Here is a 24,640-nt window from a genome sequence, read left to right as displayed (position 1 = left end):
ACCGGCACGGTGATCGGCGCGGCGACCGTGGACGACGACGGCAACTATCGCGTCGATCTCGACCCGGCGCTGACCGATGGCGAGGCGGTGAACGTCACGCAGAGCGATGCGGCGGGCAATGTCTCGCCCGACATCGACCTTGTCGCGCCCGATCTGACCGCACCGCCGCCGCCCACGGCAACGATCGATGAAACCGGGGCCTTGGTGACGGGCACCGGCGCGGCCGGGGCAACGATCGAGGTTCGGTCCGAGGATGGCACGCTGCTGGGCAGCGGAACGGTCAATCCGGAGGGCAATTACTCGGTGACGCTGACGCCGCCGCAGCTGGACAGCCAGCCGCTGACGGTGACGCAGCTGGACGGCGCGAACAATGTCTCCGATGCGATCGACCTGATCGCGCCGGATCTGACGGCGCCAGAGCCGCCCACGGCCGATATCGCCGGCGATGGTGCGAGCATGACCGGCACCGGCGAGATCGGCGCGACGATCACAATCCGCGATCCGGCCGATGTAGTGATCGGTACCGCCACCGTCGATGAGGACGGCAACTGGACGGCGACGCTGACCCCGCCGCAGGTGCACGGCGAACCACTCACGGTCGTACAGAGCGACGCCGCAGACAACGGCTCCGCTGACCTGACCGTCGTTGCGCCCGACCTGAGCGGCCCCGGCGCGCCCGACGCCCCCACCGCGACGATTTCCGAGGACGGTGCGATCGTGTCGGGCACGGGTGAACCGCTGGCAATCGTCACGGTGAAGGGTCCGGGCGGAATCGTGCTGGGCACGGGCGCGGTCGACGGCGACGGCAACTACAGCATCACGCTGGATACGCCGCAGCAGGATGGCGAGACGCTGGTTGTCGTTCAGACCGACGGCGAGGGCAGCAGCTCCGTCCCGACGCTGGTTACGGCACCGGACCTGACCGCGCCGGAGGCGCCGATGGCGATCATCGACGACACCGGCGCCGTGCTGACCGGAACGGGTGAGCAAGGCGCAACGATTACCGTGCGCGATGCCGGCGGCGCGGTCATCGGTACCGCCACCGTCGATGGCCAGGGCAATTATGCGGTGACCCTGGACCCGGCGCAGGACGACGGATCGACACTGAGCGTCACGCAGACCGACGGTGCGGGCAACGAGTCCGGCACAATGCTGGTGCCCACGCCCGACCTGGTGGCGCCCGATGCGCCGAGCGGCATGGTGGCGGCGAACGGCGGCGCGGTGACCGGGATCGGCCAGGCCGGGGCGACCATCACTGTTACCGATTCGGCCGGCAATGTGCTGGGCACCGGCGTCGTGGCAGGCAATGGCAGCTTCAGCGTGACGCTGGACGTGCCGCAAACCAACGGCGAGGTACTTACACTGGCGCAGACCGATGCGGCGGGTAATGCTTCGCCGCAGGTGCCGATCACCGCACCCGACATTACCGCACCCGATGCGCCGACGGGGACGGTGACGTCCGACGGCACCGCAGTGACGGGCGCGGGCGAACCCGCCGCGACGATCCGCGTCATCGACGCCGACGGCGCTGTGCTGGGCACCGCCACCGTCGGCGCCAATGGTGCCTTCATCGTCATGCTGACGCCGGCGCAGGTGAATGGCGAGCCGCTCGGCCTCGTGCAAACCGATGCCGCGGGCAATGCTTCGGATGAAGTGGGCCTGATCGCGCCCGACATCACCTTGCCCGATGCACCTGTCGGCACGATTACCCTGGACGGCGCGGTGGTGAACGGCACGGGCGAGGCCGGGGCGACCATCACTATCACCGATGCCGCAGGCACGCTGCTTGGAACGACGACGGTCACCGGCAATGGCAGCTTCAGCGTCACGCTGGACGTGCCGCAGACCAACGGCGAGGCGCTGACGCTGGCGCAGGTCGACGCGGCGGGCAACGCGTCGCCGCAGGTGCCGATCACCGCGCCCGACATCACTTCGCCCGATGCGCCGACCGGGACCGTGTCGTCGAACGGCATGGTGGTGACCGGCTCAGGGGAGTCCGGCGCGACGATCAGCATCACGGATGCCAACGGCGCCGTCATTGGCACCGCAACGGTCGGCGCCAACGGCAGCTACATCGCCATGCTGGACGACCCGCAGGTCAATGGCGAGACGCTGGACATCACGCAGGCCGACGCGGCCGGCAATGTGTCCGAGGCGGTGGATGTATTCGCACCCGACATCACCGCACCCGATGCGCCGACCGGCACCGTCACGGCGGATGGCATGGTGGTCAACGGCACCGGCGAGCCCGGTGCCGCGATCAGCATCACCGGCCCGGATGGCGTGGTCATCGGGAACGCGACGGTGGCGACCGATGGCAGCTACAGTGCAGTGCTGACGCCGGCGCAGCGGGACGGCGAAACGCTGGGCATCGTGCAGGTGGACGCCGCAGGGAATGTGTCGCCCTCCGTCCCGACCGTGGCACCGGACCTTACCGCTCCGGCGGTGCCGACCGGCCTGGTCACGCCCGATGGTACGATCGTCGCCGGTACCGGCGAAGCGGGTGCCACCATCACCATCACCGACCCGAATGGTGCGGCAATCGGCACGGCAATCGTGGCGGCCAACGGCACTTACAGTGCGACGCTGACGACGCCGCAGGTGAATGGCGAGACGCTGGGCATCACGCAGGCCGATGCGGCGGGCAACGTCTCGCAGCCCGCGACCACGCTCGCCCCCGACAACACGGCCCCGAACGCGCCGACCGGCACGGTCTCGGCCAACGGGGCGATCGTGACCGGCACGGGCGAGGCCGGCGCGACGATCCGTATCACGACCGCTACCGGCGTGCTGCTGGCCGTCGCCATCGTTGCGGTCGACGGCAGCTACAGCGCCACCCTGTCGGCACCGCAGGTGAATGGCGAAAGCCTGACGCTGGTCCAGTCGGACGCGGCGGGCAATTTGTCGGCGCAGGTGCCGCTGACCGCGCCGGACATTACCGCCCCCGACGCGCTGACAGCGGCGATCGCCGCCAATGGCGGGTCCGTCACGGGACAAGGTGAAGCGGGTGCCACGGTCGACGTGCGCGATGCAGATGGCACGATCCTGGGCACCGGCACGGTGACCGCGAACGGCAGCTATCTCGTCGCACTTAACCCGCCGCTGCTCAATGGTGAGGCGCTGACGGTTACGCAGGTGGACGCGGCGGGGAATGCATCCGCCGACGTGCCGCTGACCGCGCCCGACCTGACCGCGCCGGACGCGCCCACGGCCACCGTTGCGCCCGACGGCACGACGGTCACCGGCACGGGCGAAGCCGGGGCGACCATCACCATCACCAATGAAGCGGGCATCATCATCGGCACTGTCCTGGTGGCAGCCGATGGCAGTTATACGGTCACGCTGACGCAGGCGCAGGCCGATGGCGAGACGATCGACATCATCCAGACCGACGTCGCCGGCAACATTTCGCCGGAGGTCAGCGTCGATGCCCCTGACATCACGGCGCCGTCGGCACCGGCGAACCTGGCGATCGACGACAGCGGCACGGTCGTGACCGGTGTCGGCGAAGCCGGCGCGACGGTTGAGGTGCGCGACGGAACAGGCGAACTGCTCGGCACCGGCATCGTCGCGGCCGATGGGCTGTTCTCAATCACCCTGTCGAGCCCACAGATCGGCGGTGCGGACCTGACGGTTACGCAGACCGATCTGGCCAGAAACCAGTCGGCCCCCGGCATCGTCGGTGCGCCGTTCGACATCGCGGCGTTCGACAACAGCACGATCGCGCTGGTGGACCTGCTGCCCGTGACGACACAGGTCAATCTTGGCAGCGCCGGCTATGTGGCGCTCGTGTCGCTGGGAGTCCTCGATCTCGATGCGCAGATACTGGCGACGCCCAGTGTCGGCTTCACGGTGGCGGACGGCCACAGTTTGAACGCGGTCTTCACCTATGACGCCACGCTCAGCATTGGTTTGCTGAGCGGCTACACCGTTGCGGTCCAGCAGTGGAACGGGTCGGAATGGGTCGCGGTGGGCGGCGCGGACGGCGCCTCGCTGCTGGAGCTTACGTTGCTGAACGGCAACCTGGTCAGTACCGAGACGCTGGGGCCCGGTCAGTATCGCGCCTTCGTCACGTTTGACAGCACGCTGGGTGTTGGTTTGCTGGGTTCGCTGAACGTGTCCGGGATGGATTTGGATTTCACCGATATCGGTAGCATCGTGCCGCAACAGATCGATGGCAACGTCATCACCGATGCCGGGCCCAATGGCCAGGTCGATATCGTCAGTCCGCAGACGCAGGTACAGAGCGTTACCGTCAGTGGCGTGACGACGGCGGTGACCGCAGACGGCACAATCGTGAACGGCGCGTTCGGCCGGCTCGTCATCGACCTGGACGGCAGCTATACCTATACGCCCTTCGCAACCGCAGCGGCGATCGGCAAGACGGATGTGTTCCAATATACGCTGATCGACCGCAGCGACGGCGAAACGGAGACGGCGAACCTGTCGATCGCGATCGGCAGCGACGACATCACCGCGGCGCCGGTCGCCAATGATGACAGCGCGACCGCAGGCGTCGAGTATCGCAATGTCGTGGAAACCGTGCCCACAAGTCAGGAATTCGCGTTCAGCACGCCGATCCTGAGCACACGGTCCGGCAGCGACAGCTTCACGGTCGCGGCCAACAGCGAGGCGGACATCACGATTACCGTGATCCGCGGCGGTACCATCGCGCTACTGCCCAGCTATACCATCACGGTCCGGAACGCCGCGGGGCAGGTGGTCGAAAGCTATACGGGGACGACGGTTGCCGGGCTGCCGCTTGGGTCGGGCATTACCCATACGTTCGAAGACCTGCCGGCGGGCAACTATACCTACACGGTGTCGAGCACCAACGTGCTCGGAACGGCCTACAGTTCGACCGTCTATATCAGCCAGTCGATCAGCCATCTCGACCAGTTCGAGGTTGCCGGCGTCACCGGCACGCAGGGCGACCTGCTGGTCAACGATGCCACCGGCACGGACTTCGCAGTGGTCAAGGTGGGCACAGGAAGCGGCTTCGTCGAGATCGGCAACACGCCGGTCACCGTGCAGGGCACTTATGGGTCGCTGACGGTCAACGAAACGGGCGAATTCAGTTATACGCCGCGGGGTGCGCTTCCATACTCAACTGTCGATCTGACCGACAGCTTCATTTACCAGATTGTCCAGCCCAATGGCGTAACTGCCACGGCGACGCTGAACGTAAGCATCGATGTCGGCACCGGTGAAACTTCGGCCGTGACGTCGATCGCGGAAAGCGGCCCCCAGACGGACATCGCGACATTCACCAGCGAGACGATCGACGGAATGCACAGCGCGCCGGTAAACGAGAGTGACAGCGGGATTGCCGCTTTGTCGAGCGGCGACCTGATCGAAGCGGCGTCGGCTGAAAGCAGGGTCGATATGGCGTCCGCCGGCGATGTTCAGTCCGATACGGATATATCTTCGCCAGTGTCGCTCGATGGTCGACTGAGCCAATTGGCCTATGAAATGTTCGAGGGCCAAGGCACGCTGGAGGACGTGTTGGGCAGTTATCTGAACGCGAACTCATCACCGGAGCGGACCGAAACGGTCGCGACCAGCACCTCTCAAGGCGCAGAGACGGTCGAGCCAACGCCAATTGATGTGCCCCAGGATCCGCTCGGCTACCTGACGAACAGCGAGGAGATCGATCGGGACATCTCGAACGGCGCGTCGCCCGTCTGAGTAGATTGTGAGGCCGCCAATCCGAACAAATGTCATATTGTCATTAGCTTATCGGTAACCTCTGCCCCTCATCCTCGTCCCCATCGGATGAGGATTGACCGACATGGGAACATGGTTCCGCAGCGGCACAGCCTGTTTCGTGGCAGCAGCCACCCTGACGATGTCAGCCGCGACCGCGCAAAGCGGTCCGGCAACCATCGTGGGACGGCAGCTCACATTGGAAGCCGCAGCGCGCGAGGCCATTGCATGGCATCCAACGTTGAAGCGGGCAGCCGGTGAACTTAATGCCCGTCAGACCGAGATCGACGCAGCTCGCGCCGGCTATTCGCCCCAGATCAGCGCCGGGCTGGCCACTGGGCTCGACAGCCGGCTGACGGCGGACTGGCGCCCGCGCCCGCAAATTAACGTATCGCAGATGCTCTATGACTTCGGGAAGGTGTCGAGCGACGTCGATTTCGCCCTAGCCGGAACCCGTTTGGGCGAGGCGGAATTGCTGCTGGCGATCGACCAGCTCGTCCGCGAGACCGGTTATGCGGTGACCGAAGTCCAGCGCGGCGAAGCGCTGCACGCGGTCGCCACCGACCAGCTTGAGCGCGTGCGTGCGATCAGCGACCTTGTCGGCAACCGCGTGCGCATGGGGGCGGCCACCAAGTCGGACGGCCTTCAGGCACAGGCACGGGTCGAGGCGACGGTCGCCACGCTGTCGCAGATCGAGGCTGCGCGCCGCCGGTGGTCGAGCAACCTCGCCTATCTGCTGGGACGCCCCGCACCGCCCGCCGACGTCGCCGACGATGCGCCGGACTGGCTGATGTCAGCTTGCCAACAACCGCCGCCCGATTGGGATGAAGTGCCCGCCGTCATGGTCGCGGAGGCTCAGCGCAGACAGGCGGTCGCCGATCTCAAGCGCCGAAGAGCCGACCAGATGCCGACCGTTTCGATTGGCGGAACCAGCACGATCGACGTGTCCGATCCCTTTTCCGATCAGCGCAGCGCCTATTCGCTCGGTTTGAACGTCACCAGCAACGTGTTTGGCGGCGGCATCAGCAAGGCCCGCGTGCGCGGCGCGTCCTTCGCGCTGCAAGCGGCGGACGCGGCGATCGAGCAGGCGCGCAACGAGGCCGCGCAGCGCCTTGCGGAAGCACAGCAACAGATCGAGAGCCTGAACGCTTTGCTCACGACCCTTGCGTCGCGCGAAAGCAACATGGACGAAACGGGGAAACTGTATCGTTTGCAATATCTGCAGATGGGCACGCGCACCCTGGTCGACCTGCTAAACGCCGAGCAGGAATATCAGCAGGTGCGGTTCGAGGCCGTTAACAGCGCGCACGACCTTCGTCGCCTGCAACTGGACTGCCTCTACAATTCGGGGCGCACGCGGGCGGTCTTTGACCTGACCGAAGAGGTGATGCGCGGGGTGCCGCTATGAAAATGACGCGCCCTATCGACCTTGAGGGCGCCATGCCCGTCGATGGCTGGCCGCACCTTCTGCAGGAAGCGGCGCGTCATTACGGCCTGCCCAACAGCGACCAGGTTGCGAAGCTTGCCGGAGTCTGGGCGGGCCTTGACGGAGAGCAAGCGCGCGTCCGGGCGATCGCACGCGCGTTGGGCCTGTCAGTCCGCTTCCGCTCGATCAACGAGCGAGATCAATTGATCGGCTGGCGACCTCCGATGATCGTTCGGACGCGAGACGGCGCATTGATGCTGGTGACCGATGTCGGAGAGACGGGCGAGGCCACGCTGTCGATGGCGGGCGAAGCCGGATTGCAAATGCGCAGGCCGATCGCTGAACTGGCGCGCGAGGCGTCGATGGTCGTCATCGTCCGTCCCTCGCGCCCTGCCCCGGACATGCGGGTGGATCCTTATGTCCACCGTCGGGAGGAAAACTGGCTGCGCCGGATCCTGTGGCAGGATCGTCGATCCTATGTGCATGTGATGGTGGCATCGTGCATCGCCAACCTTCTCGGGCTGGCGGGCGTCATCTTTTCGATGCAGGTTTATGATCGGGTGTTACCGGCGGAATCCTATCCGACGCTCTACATTCTGGCGCTAGGGGTCGCGCTGGCGATCGGTTTTGATTTCCTGCTGCGTCGGTTGCGGATGAATATCGTCGACATACTGGGGAAGCGGGCGGACCTGCGCATGTCGGACAGGGTGTTCGGTCATGCCCTGCATGTGCGGAACCAGGCGCGCCCGAACTCGACCGGCACGTTCATCGCTCAGCTGCGCGACCTTGACCAGATGCGCGAATTGCTGACTTCCACCACCGTGGCGGCAGTGGCGGATCTGCCCTTCTTCCTGATCTTTCTGGCGATCCTCTGGTTCATTGGCGGACCGCTGGTGCTGGTGCCGTTCGGCGCTGTGGCGCTGCTCATCCTGCCTGGCCTGCTCGCCCAGCGCCGATTGCGGACCTATGCGACCGAGTCGGTGCGCGAGTCTTCGCTGCGTAACGCGATGCTGGTCGAGGCGGTGCAAGGCATCGAGGATATCAAGTCCCTGCAGGCCGAAGAACGGTTTCGACAGCACTGGAACCGATACAATGCCGACGCTGGCGAAGCGCAGCTGAAGCTTCGCGGGCTGACCAACAGCCTGACCGTGTGGACGCAGAACGTGCAGAACGGCGTCTATGCAGGGATCATCTGTGCGGGCGCGCCGATGGTGATCGCCGGCGACATGACCACCGGCGCGCTGGTGGCGTCTTCAATCCTTGGATCACGAATGATGGCGCCGATGTCACAGGTGACCGCGCTGCTGAGCCGTTTCCAGCAATCGCGCGTGGCGATGGGCAGCCTCAATCAGATCATGGCGCTGCCCGTCGATCGACCCGAGGCGGAGCATCGCATCGCGGTCGACTCGATCGCCGGCGGCTTTACCATTCGCAGCGGCGTCTTCGGCTATGCCGATCCCAACAGCCCGCCGGCGCTGACCGTCAACGAGCTGGAGATCAGGGCCGGGGAGAAGGTTGCGCTGCTCGGCCGCAACGGCGCGGGTAAGTCGACGCTGTTGCAGGCGCTGTCCGGCATGTTGCCGCCGTTGTCGGGCGAGGTGCTGGTCGACAATCTGGCGACGTCTCATGTCGACCCGGCCGATTTGCGCCGGGACGTCGGCTTCCTGTCGCAGGACAGCCGGCTGTTCCACGGCACCATTCGCGAAAACCTGATGCTTGGCGCGCCGGATGCGGCCGACGAGGAAATCCTGTCGATGCTGGCGATGTCAGGCGGGATCCAGTTCGTGCGCCGCCTGCGCAGCGGACTGGAGCACGTCATCTTCGAAGGCGGAAAGGGGCTTTCGGGCGGGCAGGTACAGTCGCTGCTGCTCGCACGCCTTTTACTGCGCCATCCGCGCGTGGCGTTGCTTGACGAGCCAACCGCGGCAATGGACGAGGTGTCGGAGCGGCACTTCATCGACGGCCTGAAGAATTGGGCGAAGGGTCGCACGCTGGTCGTCGCGACGCACCGGATGCGGGTGCTGGAACTGGTCGAGCGGGTGATCGTGATCGACAATGGCGCCATCCTGCTCGACAAGCCGCGGGACGTGGCGCTGCGTACCATGCAGGCGCACCGGGCCAAGGTGGCATGAGCAGCGCGGGCATCGACGCCGACTGGCAGTTCGACGACGAAGGCCGTGGCCGCATCGCCGGCGCGCGCCGACTGGTCTGGTTGCTGGCGGGATTGTTTGTCGTTGCGCTGACCTGGGCGTGGTTCGCCCGGCTGGACGAGGTCGCCAGTGGCAGCGGACGGGTTGTGCCGACCAGCCGCGAACAGGTTATCCAGTCGCTGGAAGGCGGCATCCTGGCCAAGATGATGGTCCGGCAGGACGATATCGTGAAGCCCGGCCAGATTGTGGCGCAACTCGATCCGACGCAGGCAGGGTCAACGGTCGAAGAAAGCGCCGCGAAATATCGTGCGGCCTTGGCTAGCGCTGCACGACTACGCGCTGAAATCACCGGATCGGCGATCGCCTTTCCGCCCGCGCTGGACGACTATGCAGAGCTCAGGGCGGCGGAAACCCGCCTCTATCACGACCGGCGACACAGCCTGTTCAGTTCCGAACGCCTCATCGACGAGTCGCTTGCCCTCATCGGCAACGAAGTTCGGATCGGCGAATCGCTGATCGAGGTCGGCGCGGCGAGCAATGTCGAGGTGCTGCGCCTGAAGCGTCAGCGCGCCGACCTTGCACTGAAGAAGGCGGATTTGCGCTCGCAATACCTCGTCGAAGCGCAGCAGGAACTCGCTGAGATGAGCGAGGAGGTGGAAGCGCTTGAGCCCGTGGTACGCGGCCGGTCCGACACGCTCGAGCGGCTGACCATCCGGTCGCCGGTGCGCGGTGTCGTAAAGAGCATCGACGTTTCCACCATCGGGGGCGTCGTGGCGCCGAACGGCGAGATCATGCAGATCGTGCCGCTCGACGACCAATTGCTGATCGAAGCGCGGATTTCGCCGCGCGACATCGCCTTCATCCATCCCAATCAGCGCGCCACGGTAAAGATCACCGCCTATGACTATTCGATCTATGGCGGGCTGGAGGGCGAGGTTTCAAGTATCTCGCCCGACACGATCAAGGACGAGGTGAACCCCGAAATCTATTACTACCGCGTGTTCGTACGGACCAAGTCCGTTGCGCTGATAAACAAAGCGGGGAAGCGATTTCCGATCGTGCCCGGCATGATCGCCACCGTCGACATTCACACCGGCAGCAAGACGGTGATGCAATATCTGATGAAGCCGCTGAACCGTGCGCGCGAGGGGCTGCGCGAGCGATGACACCAATGCTGAATCAAAGGCTTGCGGTGATTGGCGATCGGCTGGCGCATGTCGATCCGGTATCGATCGACGGTGCACCGCGCGTGGTCCTTTTCGTATCCTTCACGACCGGGGCGGATCGAGCGCGCACCCTGCGCTTTGCCGGCCCGAACGCGCATCGCTGTTGGGCCGACGCCGTGGCCGCGCTGACTTGCGTGACGGAGGAATGCGCTTGGCTGCGGGTCGACTGGGTGCAGGCGGTCGAGCGGACCGACTGGGGCAGCCTGCGGACGCGGCTGGATCGGACCAAGCGCAACTATTTCCGGCTTGGAATCGCCATCGACGCGCGGCTGGAGTGCGCGTTTCTCGAGACGGAGGTCAATGCCAACGCCATGCTGTATGGCGGAAACGGGCATCCAACCGCGATCATCAACGAGTCGAATTTTCTTCGCTATGCGCGGCTGCGGCACGGCATCGACGCTATCGACTTCGACGACGACACGCCGGTCTGGCTATTCTCGACGGCGGGGATGTTCACGGGGCCGGATGGGATCGTCCATGCCATCCGTCAGCAGGGGCGCAACGCCGGGCGTCGCACGGTCGACCGGCTCGATCCTGCGACGTTGGAGCGGCTGATCCACGATGGCAGCGCCTATCTGGCGTCGCAGGTACAGGCGGATGGGCGCTTCCAATATGGCTGGCATCCCTGCTTCGATCGGCCAATCAACGCCTATAACAGCCTGCGCCACGCGAGCACCGCCTATGCCATGCTGGAAAGCTGGGAGGTGACACGAGCGCCGGTCCTGTTGTCGGCCATCGAGCGGGCGCTCGCATATCTGGAGCACGAGTTGATCCGGCTGGTTTCGCTGCCGGACGGAACGCCGGCAGCGTTCCTGATCGACACGGGCAACGAGATCAAACTTGGCGGCAACGCAGTCTGCTTGCTGGCGCTGGTCAAATATAGCGAACTGTTCGCGACCGACCGCTATCGCCCGCTGCTCGATCGTCTGGCGGCCGGCATATTGTACATGCAGGATGAAGAAAGCGGCCGTTTCGTGCATGTGCTGCATTATCCAACCTTGAGCGTGAAGCACGCATTCCGCATCATCTATTATGATGGCGAGGCGGCGTTCGGACTGATGCGCCTCTATGGCCTGACCCGCGATCCGCGCTGGTTAAGGGCGGTCAGGCAAGCCTTTCGCTATTTCATCACGGCCGGCCATGCCACGGCGCACGACCACTGGCTGGGCTATTGCGCAAACGAACTCACCCGGCATTGTCCGGAAGAGGATTGGTTCCGGTTCGGACTGGACAACGTGCGCGGTCATCTGGATTTCGTCGAGCACCGCATCACGACCTTCCCGACCCTCCTTGAACTGATGATGGCGGCGCAGTGGATGATCGAGCGCCTCGCGTGCGAACCCGCGCATCGGCACTTGCTCCGCAACTTCGATCTCGCCGCTTTCGACCGCGCGTTGCATGCCCGCGCACGCTATCTGCTGAACGGCCATTTCTGGCCCGAACTCGCCATGTTTTTCGCCAATCCGGACCGGATCGTCGGCAGCTTCTTCATCCGGCATCACGCCTTTCGCGTGCGGATCGATGACGTCGAACATTATCTTTCGGGTCTGATCGCCTATCGCCAGCATCTGCTGAAGGAGAAACGGGCGCGCTCGGACGCCACCGGCTGGACCGCGCAAAATGTGGCTGCGGCCGCGAACGGAGCATGGGTGACGCCCCCGCCAAAGGATTGGCAAGCGGCCGGTCTTTGTATCCATGTGTCCAGCCTGCGCAGCGGCGACATGGCGCTGATGCGCGGCGAGGATGACGCCGATCGCGGTATTCCGCGGCGCGCGATCGGCGCTTTGGAGGCGCGGGCGACCGCCATCATCACCAGTGCGCCGGACCGGTACATCGACGCTGGCCTGCCGATTCTGGCCGTGCCCAACAATGGTGAAGCCGTGCTCGCCCTTGGCCGTCACGCGCGGGCAATGATGCGCGGCAAGCTGATCGGGGTGACCGGCAGCGCGGGCAAGACGACGATGGTCGCCATGCTGGCACATGCGCTGCGCCCGTGGGGCGAGGTGGGCGAAACGCGGCTGAACGCGAACCTGCCCCATGGCGTCGCTTGGAACCTTGCCTCGATTCCGTGGAACACACCCCACATCGTCATGGAACTGGCGATTGGACGGATGCCACAAAATGCGGCGCTGGCCCGCCCGGATGTCGCCGTTTTTACCAACATCGCGGCCGCCCATCTTGAGTTCCATCATGACCTAGCGACAATAGCCCGCCGAAAGGGCGCCATTTTCCAAGGCATGGCGCCTGGCGCAACGGCGATCCTCAACGCCGATATGGCCCAATTGCCGCGCGTGCGCGCAATGGCACTTGCGCGCGGCCTGCGCGTGATAAGCTATGGTGAGGCGGAGGCGGCCGACGTTCGACTGATCGGCGTTTCGGGCGACGGGCTGGAGGTGCGGACCCGTTTGGGACCGCTTCGTTATCAGCTCGGTGCGCCCGGCCGTCACATGGCGATCAACAGTTTGGCTGTGCTGGCCACGCTGCAGGCGCTGTCGCAAGAGCCGGAGCGCGGACTGGACATGCTGACGAGCTTCCGACCGCTTGCCGGACGCGGCGAAACGGCGACGATCTTCGTGGATGGAAAGCGCGTCACTGTAATCGACGAGGCATATAACGCCAATCCCGCATCGATGGCGGCAGCATTGGAACTGTTGGGATCGACGACCGGTGGGCGCCGCGTCGCAATCCTTGGCGAGATGCTGGAACTGGGGCCGGATGCGGCCGCCTACCACTCAGCCCTCGCACCGCTCATCCGCCGCCACCGGATTCATGAGGTGCATGTCGTGGGTGCGCTCTATGCGTCCTGCTGGTCCGACCTGCCGGTCGCTTGCCGCGGCATCCATGCCAGCGATCTGGTACAGCTTCTTGCCCGGTGGCGTGACCTTATTCGTGACGGCGATGTCATCCTGATCAAAGGCTCGCACGGCAGCGGCATTCACAAGCTCGCCCGCGAAATGAAGAGCGCGGCGCACCCGGCAGCGAGATCCGACGAATTGTACCTATCCCGCTCCACTGTGCTTCACGATGGCGCAACGCAAGGGCATCGGCATGGACTCGCATGATCATAGCAGTGCCAAACGATGGGCAACCGGCGCGCCTGAACCCACGCTTCTTGAGCTAGCGCGGCAAACGCAGAAGGCGCGGATCAATTGCTCACAACATTTTCCCAAGAACGTATTCCGGGATTCTGCTTGGGACATCATGCTCGAATTATTTATCGTTGCCGAAGAGCAGCGCACGATGTGCGTCAAGGAGGCCATAGCCGTTTTGGGCGAAACCCCGACCAGTTCTCTTCGCCGGATCGAGGGGCTCAAAGAAGCCGGCCTCGTCATTCGAAGCTATGATCCGATCGATCACCGTCGAGTTCTAGTCACATTGAGTGCACACGGCCGGACAGCAATGATCTCATTTCTGAAGCATTTGTTCGACGCGAGCGGCGGGGCGTCGGGCGATAAAAAAGCGGTAAAACCTATTTCATTCTTTCCGGTCGCGCGTGAGCGCACGCGGAACGCGGACGACTAGCATCGGGATGCCATAGACCCATCTCGTTCAAGAGTGTCGCCGCCATTGCCCGGAAGCCGTGGCCGGTCATCTCGTCCTGAGCGAAGCGGGCATCGGCCACGCCAGTTTCACTAACCAGTAGCGCCTTGTCCACTTCCGACTGGTTGAATGGTGGGTTCGCCATCACGAAGTCGAACTTGCCGACCAGCTTGAACGGGTCGTCGTAGTAGGAGTTGGCCTCACGAATGTCGCCCGACAGGCCGTGGACGGCGAGGTTGAGGCGACACAGCCGCTGCGTGTCCGCCATCTTCTCGCAGCCATGGACGCTGATTTCGCGTTCGGGTGCAGCGTGATGACGGCGCACGAAATCAGCTGAGTGGGTGAACATGCCGCCGGACCCGCAGGCGGGGTCGAAAATCTTGCCGTGATAGGGCTCGATGACCTCGACGATGAGCTTCACGATCGAGGCCGGGGTGAAATACTCGCCGCCCTTCTGCATGAACGCAGCGGCGAACTGGCCCATGAAATACTCGAAGATCACCGATCTGGCGCAAGCGCTGATACTCGATCGCCATCGAGAGCGCGTCCGCCATGTTGGCCGCAACGATCACGACAGCCGCGTGGCTGGGGCTGGTGACGCGGTAGATCGACCAGCGGCTCGTCCGGCCAGCGACGGTCATCATGCGCCGACCGCCGGCTCGAAGGCCACCATCTCATCGATCTGGAGCACGAGGACGCCAGCGACATCACCTCGCTCGACCGCGTCCACGGTAACATGGCCGCGATAGGCAGGCGGTGCGCCGCGCCCGATCGCGAAATCACCGGGAGCACCGCCAGTGCGGGCAGCCCAGAAGCAAACGAAGACCTCGGCGGCGTGGTCAACATCGCGGGCGGCGACGCAGAGTTCCTCGCCGGTCTGGACGATAAGGGCATTGAATAGGTTCATGGTCAGACCTCGATCGTTGTTGTCGATGCTGAGGTTCTGACACCGCCCGCGATGGCGTGCGGGTGGGAAGGATGTGGGGCTGCGGTTGCGAAGCGCCCCTAGAGCACGCCAGCGACATGGTGCTGATTGGGGTGGCTGCGCGGTCGCGCTCTAGCGCGTTCCCAGCGCACGTGGGGCGATACCCTCAATCTATCGACACCAGATTGCGTCCGGTGATCTGATGCCAGAAGTCGCGGGTAGCATCGACGATCGAGCGCGACATCGTGAAGCGCTTCTCGACCAGTCGCGGATCAGCCTTGCGCACGCTCTTCAGCAGGTAGTTCGCATACCTGGGGCCGGCTCGCGTGAACAGTGCGCCGTGCCTGGCTCGAGGGGTGACCGGCCGTCCACGCTGACCCTGACCCGCGGCACGCATTGCAGCATCGACGATGCGCTCGCCGTCTTCATCAGGGTCGATAAGCGCCGCGCCATGGATATGCAGTCGCGTCGGAGCCTTGGTCAGCTTGCTCCAGCCTTCCACGACAAAGAAGTGTTCCAAGTCCGGTCGGATGCTGGCCAGTTCCTTGCGCAAGCGATCACGGACCTGCGCCCTTACGTCTCGACCCTCATTGACCCATTTCGATTCAAGGTCAGGATGGATGTGTATCGAGAAGGTCTGGAAGCTCCATTCGTCCATGAGCATCACCGCGAGCTGAACTTTGAGCCAGAGCGTCAGATCGTTCCAGTGGGGCATCGCACGCCCATTGTCTTGCGTCCGTTTGGGGAAGGGGGCGAGGACGTTGTTGAACTTCGCCTTCGGCCCAACGATTCCCATGTAGACTGATAGGGGCTCGACGGGCACCTGAAGGGTGCCATGCCAGCCAAGGCCGCGGGCACGCTGCGCCGCAGAACTCCGTAGATTTTTACGTCCCGCTGGAGCTTGCGAGCGTTCCGCCTACGGGGCGGCAAAGTTCCACTTTTTCGACGAGATGTCATCTGCGCGCCGAGCCAAAAAGCTGTGATACACAGCTGTGATACAAAGGCGCCAACTAAGTCGCTAAACCATTGATTTTCAACGGTTGGTGACCCCTACGGGAATCGAACCCGTGTTTCAGCCGTGAAAGGGCCGCGTCCTAACCGCTAGACGAAGGGGCCATCGAGGCGAGCCGCGCCAGTAAGGGACCTGCCCGCGTCGGTCAAGCGCCAATCGTAACATCTGGCTCAATCGGCCCATGCAGCATCGTCGATATGCAGTTCCGCCTCGCCGCGTCCGCTCCAGTCGTCGCGGCGCGCGCGTCCGGCCAGCCACAGGCGGCGGTGCGGGGGGCAGCCGAGCAGGGCGGCGCCGAGATCGGTGTCGGCCATGCGGAACGCCATCGCCTTGAGGCTGCGGCCATCATCGCCCGCGACGATCGCGCGGACATGGCCGTTGCCGACCCGGTCGGCGCGAATGACGCGCACCGGACCGGCGGCGACGCGCGGGCTGGGCCAGCCCATGCCATAGGGGCCGCCGGCTTCCATCGCGTCCACCAGCTCGGCGCAGACGCCGCCAGGGGCCAGCACCGCATCGAGCAGCAGCGAGCGGTCCTGTCGCGCGCGCTCGACCGCGTCGGCCAGCCGTTCCTCGAGAAAGGCGGTCAGCGCGGGCACGCCGCCCGGCGCCACCGTCACACCCGCCGCCATCGCGTGCCCGCCGCCCGCCACCAGCAGGCCCTGTTCCCTGGCCGACAGGATCGCGGCGCCCAGGTCGACGCCGGGGATCGACCGGCCCGATCCCTTGCCGACGCCGTCGTCGCCAATGGCGATGACCAGTGAAGGGCGGCCCAGCTTTTCCTTCAAACGCCCGGCGACGATGCCGATCACGCCGGGATGCCAGCCCTGACCCGACACGACCGCGACGGCGCAGTCGCCGCCGCACATCGCCTCTGCCGCTTCCTGAACCTGCCCTTCGATCAGGCGGCGTTCTTCGTTCAGGCGGTCGAGTTCGGCGGCGATCGCCTGTGCCTCGTCCGGGTCGCGCGTGGTCAGCAACCGGACGCCCAGATCGGCGCGCCCGACACGCCCGCCGGCATTGATGCGCGGCCCCAGCGCAAAGCCCAGATCGGTGGCGGTCGGCGCGCGCGTCAGCCGCGATGCGTCGATCAGCGCCGACAGGCCGATATTGCGACGCGCCGCCATCACTTTCAGTCCCTGCGCCACGAACGCGCGATTGAGACCCCGAAGCGCGGCTACATCGGCGACGGTGCCCAGCGCCACGATGTCGAGCAGGTCGATCAGGCGCGGCTCGGCGCGTGCCGCGAAAAACCCCCGCGCGCGCAGTTCGCGCAGCAGCGCCGCCGACAGCAGGAACGCGACACCGACGGCGGCGAGATGGCCGTGCGCGGCACCGGCATCTTCATCCATGCGGTTCGGATTGACGATGGCATGGGCGACCGGCAGCGCGGTCGAGCATTTATGGTGGTCGACCACCACCACATCGACGCCCGCGTCGCGCGCCATCGCCAGCGCGTCGAACGCCTGCGCGCCGCAATCGACCGTCACGATCAGGCTGGCGCCTTCCCCCGCCAACCGGACCAGCGCCTCGCCCGACGGGCCATAACCTTCCATCAGGCGATCGGGGATATAGGGGCGCGCTTCGATCCCCAGATCGCGCAGGACGAGGACCATCAGCGCCGCCGACGTCGCGCCGTCCACGTCATAGTCGCCGAACACCGCGACCTGTTCGCGCCGTTCGACGGCATCGGCCAGCCGCCCTGCGGCCACGTCCATGTCGCGAAAGATCGAAGGATCAGGCATGAAGCCGCGGATCGAAGGTGCGCGGTGAAGCTCCAGCGCCTCACGTGGGCAACCGCGTGCCATTAACAGCCGCGTCACCAGGTCGTCGGCGACAAATCCCGCATCCAGCGTGTCGCCCGCCAGCCCGCGCCAATGCCATGGCTGGCCAAGGATCGAGCGTGTGACGTTGCAGACCGGAAGCATTCGATGCCGGTTAGCGTGCCATCACGCCCCCGGCTAGGGGGACGGGACCGATGCGGTCGGCCCCGTCAACCTGCCATCACTTGGCCGCTACGGGATCGACGCCCTGCGTGCTGATCCATTCGCCGCGCGTGGCGCACAGCGTGCGCGGCACGACCGAACCCGGCAGCTGGGTCTTGACGCAGATGTCACGATCCATCGCGGCGGGGACCGATACGGCGGCGCGTGGGGCGGGGGCGGCCACTTCCTCGGCACTGGCGATGCCGGTGCAAAAGGTGGTGCCGGCAACCAGGCTGAGCGCGGCGAAAGCGGTGCGGGTAACGATCGAACCATGCGTCATTTCAAGTCTCCCTGACGGATCGCAGGCCTGCTTGCCTGCATGTCAGGGGCTTTGCAGCGATCGTGCCAGTTTTCAGAAAGAGCGAAAATCAGCCATTCCTGACAATGCCCCGACCAGAATTGGCAATTCCCACCAAGTGGAATGCGATCGATCGGTGAAAAACGCTATTTCAGCCAGCGACCTTCGCGAAACCATTTGGTGAAGATATATTTGGTGCCCTCCACCACGGCCATCCCTTCGTGCAGGGTCAGTTCGTTAGGGCTGCCGTCGGGCTTCATGTTGTTCCAGATGAGCAGCATCCGGCGGCGGGGCGGGATCCGAATGCCGGCTTGCGGGAACCAGGTCGCGCCGCCTTCCCCGACATCGTTGAGATAGGCCATCGTCGTCCAGGTGCGTTGACCGCCATAGGCCGCCATGGCGGGCCAATAGGGTTCGCTTTCGTGGAAAAAATCATGATGCGCGCGGAACTGCTGGCCGACGGCATAACGCTGTCCCTGCATGGTCTCACCCTGTTCGGGGGCGATCCCCATCAACGCCGCGACCCGTTCGTCGATCGGCCGGATATCGGGTGCATACCGGTCCATGTCGCAGCTTTCGCTGGTCCTGAATTGCGGGTCCTTGGCCTGGCTGAGCAGCGTTGACGGACGGCGCCCGATGTCGATCAGCGCCATCAGCCGATCGCATTCGGCATCGTCCAGGAAATCGAGGTGATAATAGACCTGTGCGCCGTCCACCGGCACGCGGGTAATGGCGGGGTTGGCTTCGAGGCGCGCGGCGACATCGCGGCCGATGCGGGCGCGGGTCTCGCTGGGGCTGCCGGCGGGGGCGGGTGCGGTGGCCATGACCGTTCCTGCCGCGCGAGGGGCGTGAAATGCAAGAGGCCGGCGCATCGCTGCACCGGCCCCGCATCACATCCCGTCGATCTTACCAGAAGATGTCATGTTCGACATCGACGACTTCGCCCGTGTCGAAGTCGACCAAGAGCGCATCATTGTAATAGCGCACCCAGCGATACGGACCATATGCATCGGGCAGGCGATAGTTGAACGGATCGTTGATCCAGTAATCCGGCCCGAACAACACGCTGCTGAGCGAAAAGCCGATGCCAAAACGCTGATATCCCCGACCCCATCCGCTTGGCGCATAATAGCGCGGCAGGCGATACAGGTTGCGATTGGTGGTGCGATAGCCGCGCCAGTCATAGCGCCGGTCGCGCCGCCAGTCGCGATTCCAGCCACCCCGGTTCCAGTCGCCGCGATTCCAGTCGCGCCGGTCACGGTCCCGACGGTTGCCCCAGTCATTGTCGCCATACCAGCGGCGCTCACCCTGACCGATCAGGCCGCGCGGACGGTCATCGCGGCGCCAGTCGCGATTGCCCTCACGGCCGCGCCAGTCGCGGCGATCATCCCGCCGGTCCGCGCGGAAATCCTGGCGATCGTCACGACGGTCCTGACGGAAGGCGCGCTGGTCCTGTTGCCGGTCACGCAGAAACTGCTGGCGATTGACCGTGCCGCCGCGCAGCGCCTGACGGTCGTCACGGCGCTCCACCCGGAACGCCTGCCGGTCGTCGCGGCGCTCAGCGCGGAATCCCCGCCGATCATCGCGGCGTTCGGCGCGGACAGCCGGGCGTCCGGCGGTTGGCGCCGTGCGCGTCGCCTGGCGTTGCTGAACCCGTTCGGCCCGGCGCTCCGCCCGCGCCTGGGCGCGCGGGGCGTCGTTCCGGAAGGCGGGGCGAACGGGCCGTTCGACATTGCCGCGTTGGCCGCCGCCGAAACGCTGCCCCCGATCGGCGCGGGGCGCGGCGCGTTCGCTACGTTCAAAGCTGCGCCCTTCGCGCCCCCGATTCTCCTGCGCGATGGCCGCGGCGGGCATCAGGGCGGTCGCGGCGGCAAGCGCCAGCATCCACTTCATCTGCATCACTTCATTCCTCCGGCGGCGCGCCCATGATCGGCCCGGTGCCGCGTTAAGCATGGTCTATGCCATTCGCCGTGAGCGGTTGCTGAATTGCGATGACAGCATTCAGTCAGCTTTGGCCGGCGCAACCAACGCGGGCACGGCGGCGGCCGCCTCCTCCGCATCGATGCCGGGGCGGGCGACCGGCGCGATCCGTTCGTCGCCGCGTGCCAGCGCGGCGGCGCGGCGCACGGCGTCGACCAGGCGCGGCTGGATGCCGCAGCGGCAATGATGGTCGACCGCGCGCCGAATCGCATCGTCGCCCGGATCGCGTTCCCGGCCGATCAGCGCCGCCGCCGACATGACGATGCCGGGAATGCAGAACCCGCATTGCGAGACATTGGCGGCCAGGAACGCCTGTTGCACGGGATGGTCGCGGTCGCGGGCCAGCCCCTCGATCGTGGTGACGAAGCTGCCTTCGACCATTGCCAGCGTGACGGTGCACGATCGCACGGCGCGTCCGTCGATATCGACGGTGCAGGCGCCGCATTCGCCGTTCGAGCAGCCGATCTTGGTGCCGGTCAGGTTCGATGCGTCGCGCAGTGCGTGGGCCAGCGGCGTGTCGGGCGCGAGCGCATATCGGATCGGCTGGTTGTTGACGGTCAGGCGGGTCATGCGACCCGTGGTCTAGCGCGCTCGCCGTGCAATACCAACGGTGCGCGATGCCGCAGTCGAGTGGCGTTGAACCCCATGCTGACGATCCTGCCGAAATTGGAAGGGCCGCGCACGCCACCGGGTGCACGGCCCTGGGGCAACATGGCGTTCAGAATCGGAAGCGCATTCCTGCCCCGTAATAACGCCCTTCCTCGCGAACATCGCGCGGGAAAAACTGCGTTTCGTTATAGTAGCGGAAATTACGGAACGGCTGTGCCAAGATGTTGTTCACATCAACGGTCAAGGTCACATTCTGTGTGATGTTGTAGGCGAGCGAATAATCGAGCCGCGTGATCGCGCGTGTCGCTTCGCCGGTATATTGCTCCTCGTTGGGATTGCGGTTGTAGTTGTTCACGAAATCCGAACGGCGATTGTAGGACAGGCGCGTCGATATCGGTCCTTTTTCGTAGAACGCCGTCAGATTATAGGTCCATTCCGACACGCCGGGAATCCGCACCAGCGGCGCATCCTCGCCCAATGCGGTCGGCAGCGCGTTCTTGCCGTCGAGATAGGTCGCGTTTGCCTGGACCCCCAATCCCGACAAAAGGCCGGGCAGGAAGTCGAAAAAGGTCTGGAAGCTGGCCTCCACGCCCTTCACCTCACCGGCGCCGGCGTTTTCGGGGCGGGTAAGTTGCAGCAGGCCATAGACCGGGTCCTGCACGTCGCGGGTATAGTTGCTGATGAAGCCGAACAGGTCGCGGTAGAATACAGCGACCGACGCTGACCCGTTGTCCGCGAAATAATATTCCAGCGTCGCGTCATAATTCTTGGACGTCAGCGGTTGCAGGTCGGGGTTCCCGCCGCTGCCGAACGCATCGTAGATCTGGTTCGAACCGCCGCCCGACTGATCGTTGAAGGTGATGTTGAAACCGGGGTTCAACTGGCCGAAACTGGGCCGCGTGCGCGTCTGGTTGTAAGCAAGGCGCATTTGAAGTTCGGGCGTGAAGCGGATCCGCGCGGCGACCGACGGCAGCACATCGACATAATTCTGCCGGTTGGTTTCCTCGACAAAGCTTACCGATCCGTCCGGGCTGACCAGGCGGCTGGCGCCGGTATAGCGGCCATTGGTGTTGACCAGACGGACACCGAATGTGCCGTCGATCTCGATCCCGCCAAGCGCGAAATCATAATGGCCCTGGGCATAGGCGGAATAGGATGCCTCATGCGCCCGGAAGCCGCCCAGCGGATCGACCGGCACGTCGACGGTGCTGAACCGCTGAAGCTGATCGGCAAAACCCTGGTCGGTCGGGTTGAGCAGGACCAGTTGCTGCAAGGCCGCCAGCGAGCGTTCGCGAAGGCCGTCGAAATTGTCGCGGATGGATTCGCGCGACGGCATCAACCAGTTGCGGAAGCGCTGTTCGTCGCCGCGGAAACCGTCGGTCACCACCTCAAGCCCGCCCAGCCCGATATCGTCCAGCCGGATGTTCAGCGACGGCGTATAGGCATAGCGATTGCCCTGCCGCAGCGAGCCTGTCCGGTCGGTCCAGCGCAGCCCGAAATCCAGCCGGGGCAGCCAGTCCAGATCGGTGTCGAGTTCCAGGTCGGTGCGCCACTGAATGCCATCGCCGGTGGCGCGATACTGGCGATCATAGAATCCGCGCCAGATATAGTTGGCCGGGTCCATCGCGTCATAGCCGCCCAGATCGAATGCGCTCGATCCATTGACATCGAATTCGGCATTGACGGTGGGCGCGCCGGCGAACTGCGAATCGAGGCTGTATTCCGACGCGGTATAGACGCTGTAGGTATAGGCGAAATCCGACCGCAGCCGCGCCCGGTTCATTCGCCAGTCAAAGCCGAACGCCCCCTGATAGGTGTCGGTCCGGTCATTGTTGGTCGATCGATACATCTCCGCCGGATAGCCGCCGGTCTTGGTCAGGCTGACGGCCTTGTCGGCTTCTCCTTCGGCCAGCACGACGTTGCTCAGCACGGGCAGCGTTCCGTCCGGTGCGGCGCGCGCCAGATTGACGTTGAACCATTCGTTCGACTGTTCGGCGCGGTAGGCCTGCCAGATACCCTCGGCATAGACTTCGAGTTCGGCATTGGGGCGCCATTGCAGCGTACCGTTGACCGATGGACGCCAGCGCTTGCCGCGGCTGTAGAAATTGCCGATCGATTCGGGAAAGCGAAAGCTGTTGCCGACACCGGTGGTCGTCACCGGAATGTCGTCGTCGGGATTGTCGTTGCCGCGATCGGGCGCGCCGATGACGGCTTCGTTGTAGCGAACGGCGTTGCGATAATGCGCCTGGGTATAGGCGAAATTGACGAGCGCGCCGATCTCCCCGATGCCGGTGTCCCAGCGGTCGGTGATGAGGATGTTGCCGATCGGGTCGACCTTGTCCGCCTGCTCGTTATACGCGCCGCGGATGCCGCCGGCGATCTCGAACCCCTTGAAGTCGAAGGGCCGCCGCGAGCGCACATTGACCAGACCGGCAAGGCCCGGTTCGATCAGGTCCGAGGTTCCCGACTTGTAGACCTCAAGCGCGGCGAGCGCGCCGGCGGGGAAATCCTGAAGCTGGACGAAGCGGTTTTCGGCAGTGAACAATTCGCGGCCGTTGAACGTGGTGGTCACATCGGGCAGGCCGCGGATCAGGACCTGATTGGCTTCGTCATTATAGCGTGAAACCTGCACGCCGGTGACGCGCGCCAGTGCTTCGCTAGCATTGTTGTCCGGCAATTTGCCGATATCCTCGGCCACGATCGCATCGAGTATCGAGTCGGAGTCACGCTTCAGCGCCTGGGCCGAGCGCAGCGACGCGCGAATGCCGGTAACGACGATTTCTTCGTTTGCGGGCGGCGTTGCGGGGGCATCCTGCGTCTGCGCCGACGCGCCCGACGCCATCATTGCCGCCATCGCACCACCCGTCATCAACACGATTCTACGCATTGAATATCCTCCCCCAATTACGGCTCATCCGTTTTGTCGGACAAATCCGAATCGGAGTTAAAACAGATTTGGGAAGCGGGCGGAAGCCTGATAATCGATGAATTGTATTATTTATGTGCCGCCGCTCGTTTCGGCGTTCGATCATGACACGCCCGCTCTCCGGGCGAGCCGCCGCGCGTCAGCGTGAAGCTGGCAATCGACCGGGGCGGCACCGTCGCGCCCGGCGCGCACGAAACCACTCGATCCGCATTGGTCACGACCATTGACCCGCCCCATCCCTGGGGCAGCATCAGTCGTCGCGGTGAAATCCCGCCATTGACGTGAACGATCGCCAGCGTGCCCCCATCAGGTGACAGAGCGGCCACGCTGTCATGGTCATCGACGCGGATCAGCCGATATCCGGGGCGGATATAGCGGCTGAAGTGCGCCATCGCCCAGTATTTGCGAGTCACATGGACGGTGTGCGGACCCTGTGCCGGGGCGCGGAGATCGGTTTTCAACAGGCCCCAGTTCGATCCCCCGCCCGCCGACCCGCCGCTGATATTTTCGACAGCCTGCCAGAATATCCAGGCCGCGGGTTCCAGCCGTTTCAGGTCGCCGACCACATGTTCGGCAAAGGCGAGCGCCGAGTTCATGCCGTCGAACTGTTCGGGGTCTTTCGACAGCGGCGTGTCGTTCTCGCTCATCCACAACCGGATGCCGCTGCTGCGCGCGATGTCGCGCACGGCGGTCTGGTGGACGTTGCCATAGCTGTGCACGTTGAGCTGCCCGATCCGGGCACGGGTGGCTGCCGGATAGGCGGCCCAGTCGCGCAGGAACAGGTGCGAGCTGGTTTCGTCGGGCGCGCTGACGACGGTGTCGGCAGCGTGGCGGCGCAGCGCGGCATGGGTCGCGTC

15 protein-coding genes, 1 tRNA gene and 1 pseudogene are annotated in these 24,640 nt (G+C 64.9%); 6 read left to right on the top strand and 11 right to left on the bottom strand.

Translation table 11 applies throughout. From position 1 onward, the window contains the following. Positions 1-9: 9 nt before the first annotated feature. The 6 genes from VL973_RS01205 (at position 10) to VL973_RS01180 (ending at position 14,030) form a co-directional block, all read left to right on the top strand. Positions 10-5,688 carry a BapA/Bap/LapF family large adhesin gene (locus VL973_RS01205; protein ID WP_325282210.1) on the top strand — a complete coding sequence of 1,893 codons (5,679 nt, stop codon included), beginning with the start codon at positions 10-12 and terminating at the stop codon, positions 5,686-5,688. Between the two features lie 103 nt (positions 5,689-5,791). Continuing rightward, positions 5,792-7,114 (top strand): TolC family protein, encoded by a 1,323-nt coding sequence (locus VL973_RS01200; RefSeq protein ID WP_325282211.1) that lies wholly within the window; start codon positions 5,792-5,794, stop codon positions 7,112-7,114. A 2-nt stretch (positions 7,115-7,116) separates the two neighbouring features. After that, positions 7,117-9,264 carry a type I secretion system permease/ATPase gene (locus VL973_RS01195; RefSeq protein ID WP_325282209.1) on the top strand — a complete coding sequence of 716 codons (2,148 nt, stop codon included), beginning with the start codon at positions 7,117-7,119 and terminating at the stop codon, positions 9,262-9,264. After that, positions 9,261-10,448: a beta-barrel domain-containing protein gene (locus VL973_RS01190; RefSeq protein WP_325282208.1), complete on the top strand. Its 1,188-nt coding sequence runs from the start codon at positions 9,261-9,263 to the stop codon at positions 10,446-10,448. The genes VL973_RS01195 and VL973_RS01190 overlap by 4 nt, the downstream gene beginning before the upstream one ends. 230 nt (positions 10,449-10,678) lie before the next feature. Then, positions 10,679-13,570: a UDP-N-acetylmuramoyl-tripeptide--D-alanyl-D-alanine ligase gene (locus tag VL973_RS01185; RefSeq protein ID WP_325282207.1), complete on the top strand. Its 2,892-nt coding sequence runs from the start codon at positions 10,679-10,681 to the stop codon at positions 13,568-13,570. Beyond that, positions 13,557-14,030 carry a MarR family winged helix-turn-helix transcriptional regulator gene (locus VL973_RS01180; protein ID WP_325282206.1) on the top strand — a complete coding sequence of 158 codons (474 nt, stop codon included), beginning with the start codon at positions 13,557-13,559 and terminating at the stop codon, positions 14,028-14,030. The genes VL973_RS01185 and VL973_RS01180 overlap by 14 nt, the downstream gene beginning before the upstream one ends. On the opposite strand, the pseudogene VL973_RS01175 reads toward VL973_RS01180, so the two are convergent. The 11 genes and pseudogenes from VL973_RS01175 to VL973_RS01125 form a co-directional block, all read right to left on the bottom strand. After that, positions 14,029-14,550 (bottom strand): annotated as a pseudogene (locus tag VL973_RS01175) (HsdM family class I SAM-dependent methyltransferase); the annotation flags it as partial. The gene VL973_RS01180 and the pseudogene VL973_RS01175 sit on opposite strands and share 2 nt — an antisense overlap. A 138-nt stretch (positions 14,551-14,688) precedes the next feature. Continuing rightward, entirely contained in the window at positions 14,689-14,955 is a 267-nt protein-coding gene (locus tag VL973_RS01170) for a hypothetical protein (RefSeq protein WP_325282205.1), read from the bottom strand. Positions 14,956-15,139: 184 nt separating this feature from the next. Then, positions 15,140-15,796, bottom strand: coding sequence for a hypothetical protein (locus tag VL973_RS01165; RefSeq protein ID WP_325282204.1), 657 nt, complete (start codon positions 15,794-15,796; stop codon positions 15,140-15,142). Between the two features lie 218 nt (positions 15,797-16,014). Further along, positions 16,015-16,089, bottom strand: a tRNA-Glu gene (locus VL973_RS01160). Between the two features lie 66 nt (positions 16,090-16,155). Continuing rightward, entirely contained in the window at positions 16,156-17,913 is a 1,758-nt protein-coding gene (recJ, locus tag VL973_RS01155; protein ID WP_325282203.1) for a single-stranded-DNA-specific exonuclease RecJ, read from the bottom strand. Positions 17,914-17,989: 76 nt separating this feature from the next. Next, positions 17,990-18,250 carry a hypothetical protein gene (locus tag VL973_RS01150; protein WP_325282202.1) on the bottom strand — a complete coding sequence of 87 codons (261 nt, stop codon included), beginning with the start codon at positions 18,248-18,250 and terminating at the stop codon, positions 17,990-17,992. A gap of 164 nt (positions 18,251-18,414) precedes the next feature. After that, positions 18,415-19,092: a prolyl hydroxylase family protein gene (locus VL973_RS01145; RefSeq protein WP_325282201.1), complete on the bottom strand. Its 678-nt coding sequence runs from the start codon at positions 19,090-19,092 to the stop codon at positions 18,415-18,417. A gap of 82 nt (positions 19,093-19,174) precedes the next feature. Then, positions 19,175-20,167: an RcnB family protein gene (locus VL973_RS01140; protein ID WP_325282200.1), complete on the bottom strand. Its 993-nt coding sequence runs from the start codon at positions 20,165-20,167 to the stop codon at positions 19,175-19,177. Positions 20,168-20,269: 102 nt separating this feature from the next. Further along, positions 20,270-20,818 carry a (2Fe-2S)-binding protein gene (locus VL973_RS01135; RefSeq protein WP_325282199.1) on the bottom strand — a complete coding sequence of 183 codons (549 nt, stop codon included), beginning with the start codon at positions 20,816-20,818 and terminating at the stop codon, positions 20,270-20,272. 148 nt (positions 20,819-20,966) lie between these two features. After that, entirely contained in the window at positions 20,967-23,744 is a 2,778-nt protein-coding gene (locus tag VL973_RS01130) for a TonB-dependent receptor (RefSeq protein WP_325282198.1), read from the bottom strand. Positions 23,745-23,851: 107 nt separating this feature from the next. Further along, positions 23,852-24,640: glycoside hydrolase (locus VL973_RS01125; RefSeq protein ID WP_475526497.1), on the bottom strand; the 789-nt coding region annotated here is incomplete at its 5' end.

The organism is Sphingomonas sp., assembly GCF_035490575.1.
In the GTDB taxonomy this organism is placed as follows: Bacteria; Pseudomonadota; Alphaproteobacteria; order Sphingomonadales; family Sphingomonadaceae; genus Sphingomonas.
The sequence above is the reverse complement of the archived record's forward strand: the minus strand, read 5'-3'. Positions and strand labels throughout refer to the sequence as shown.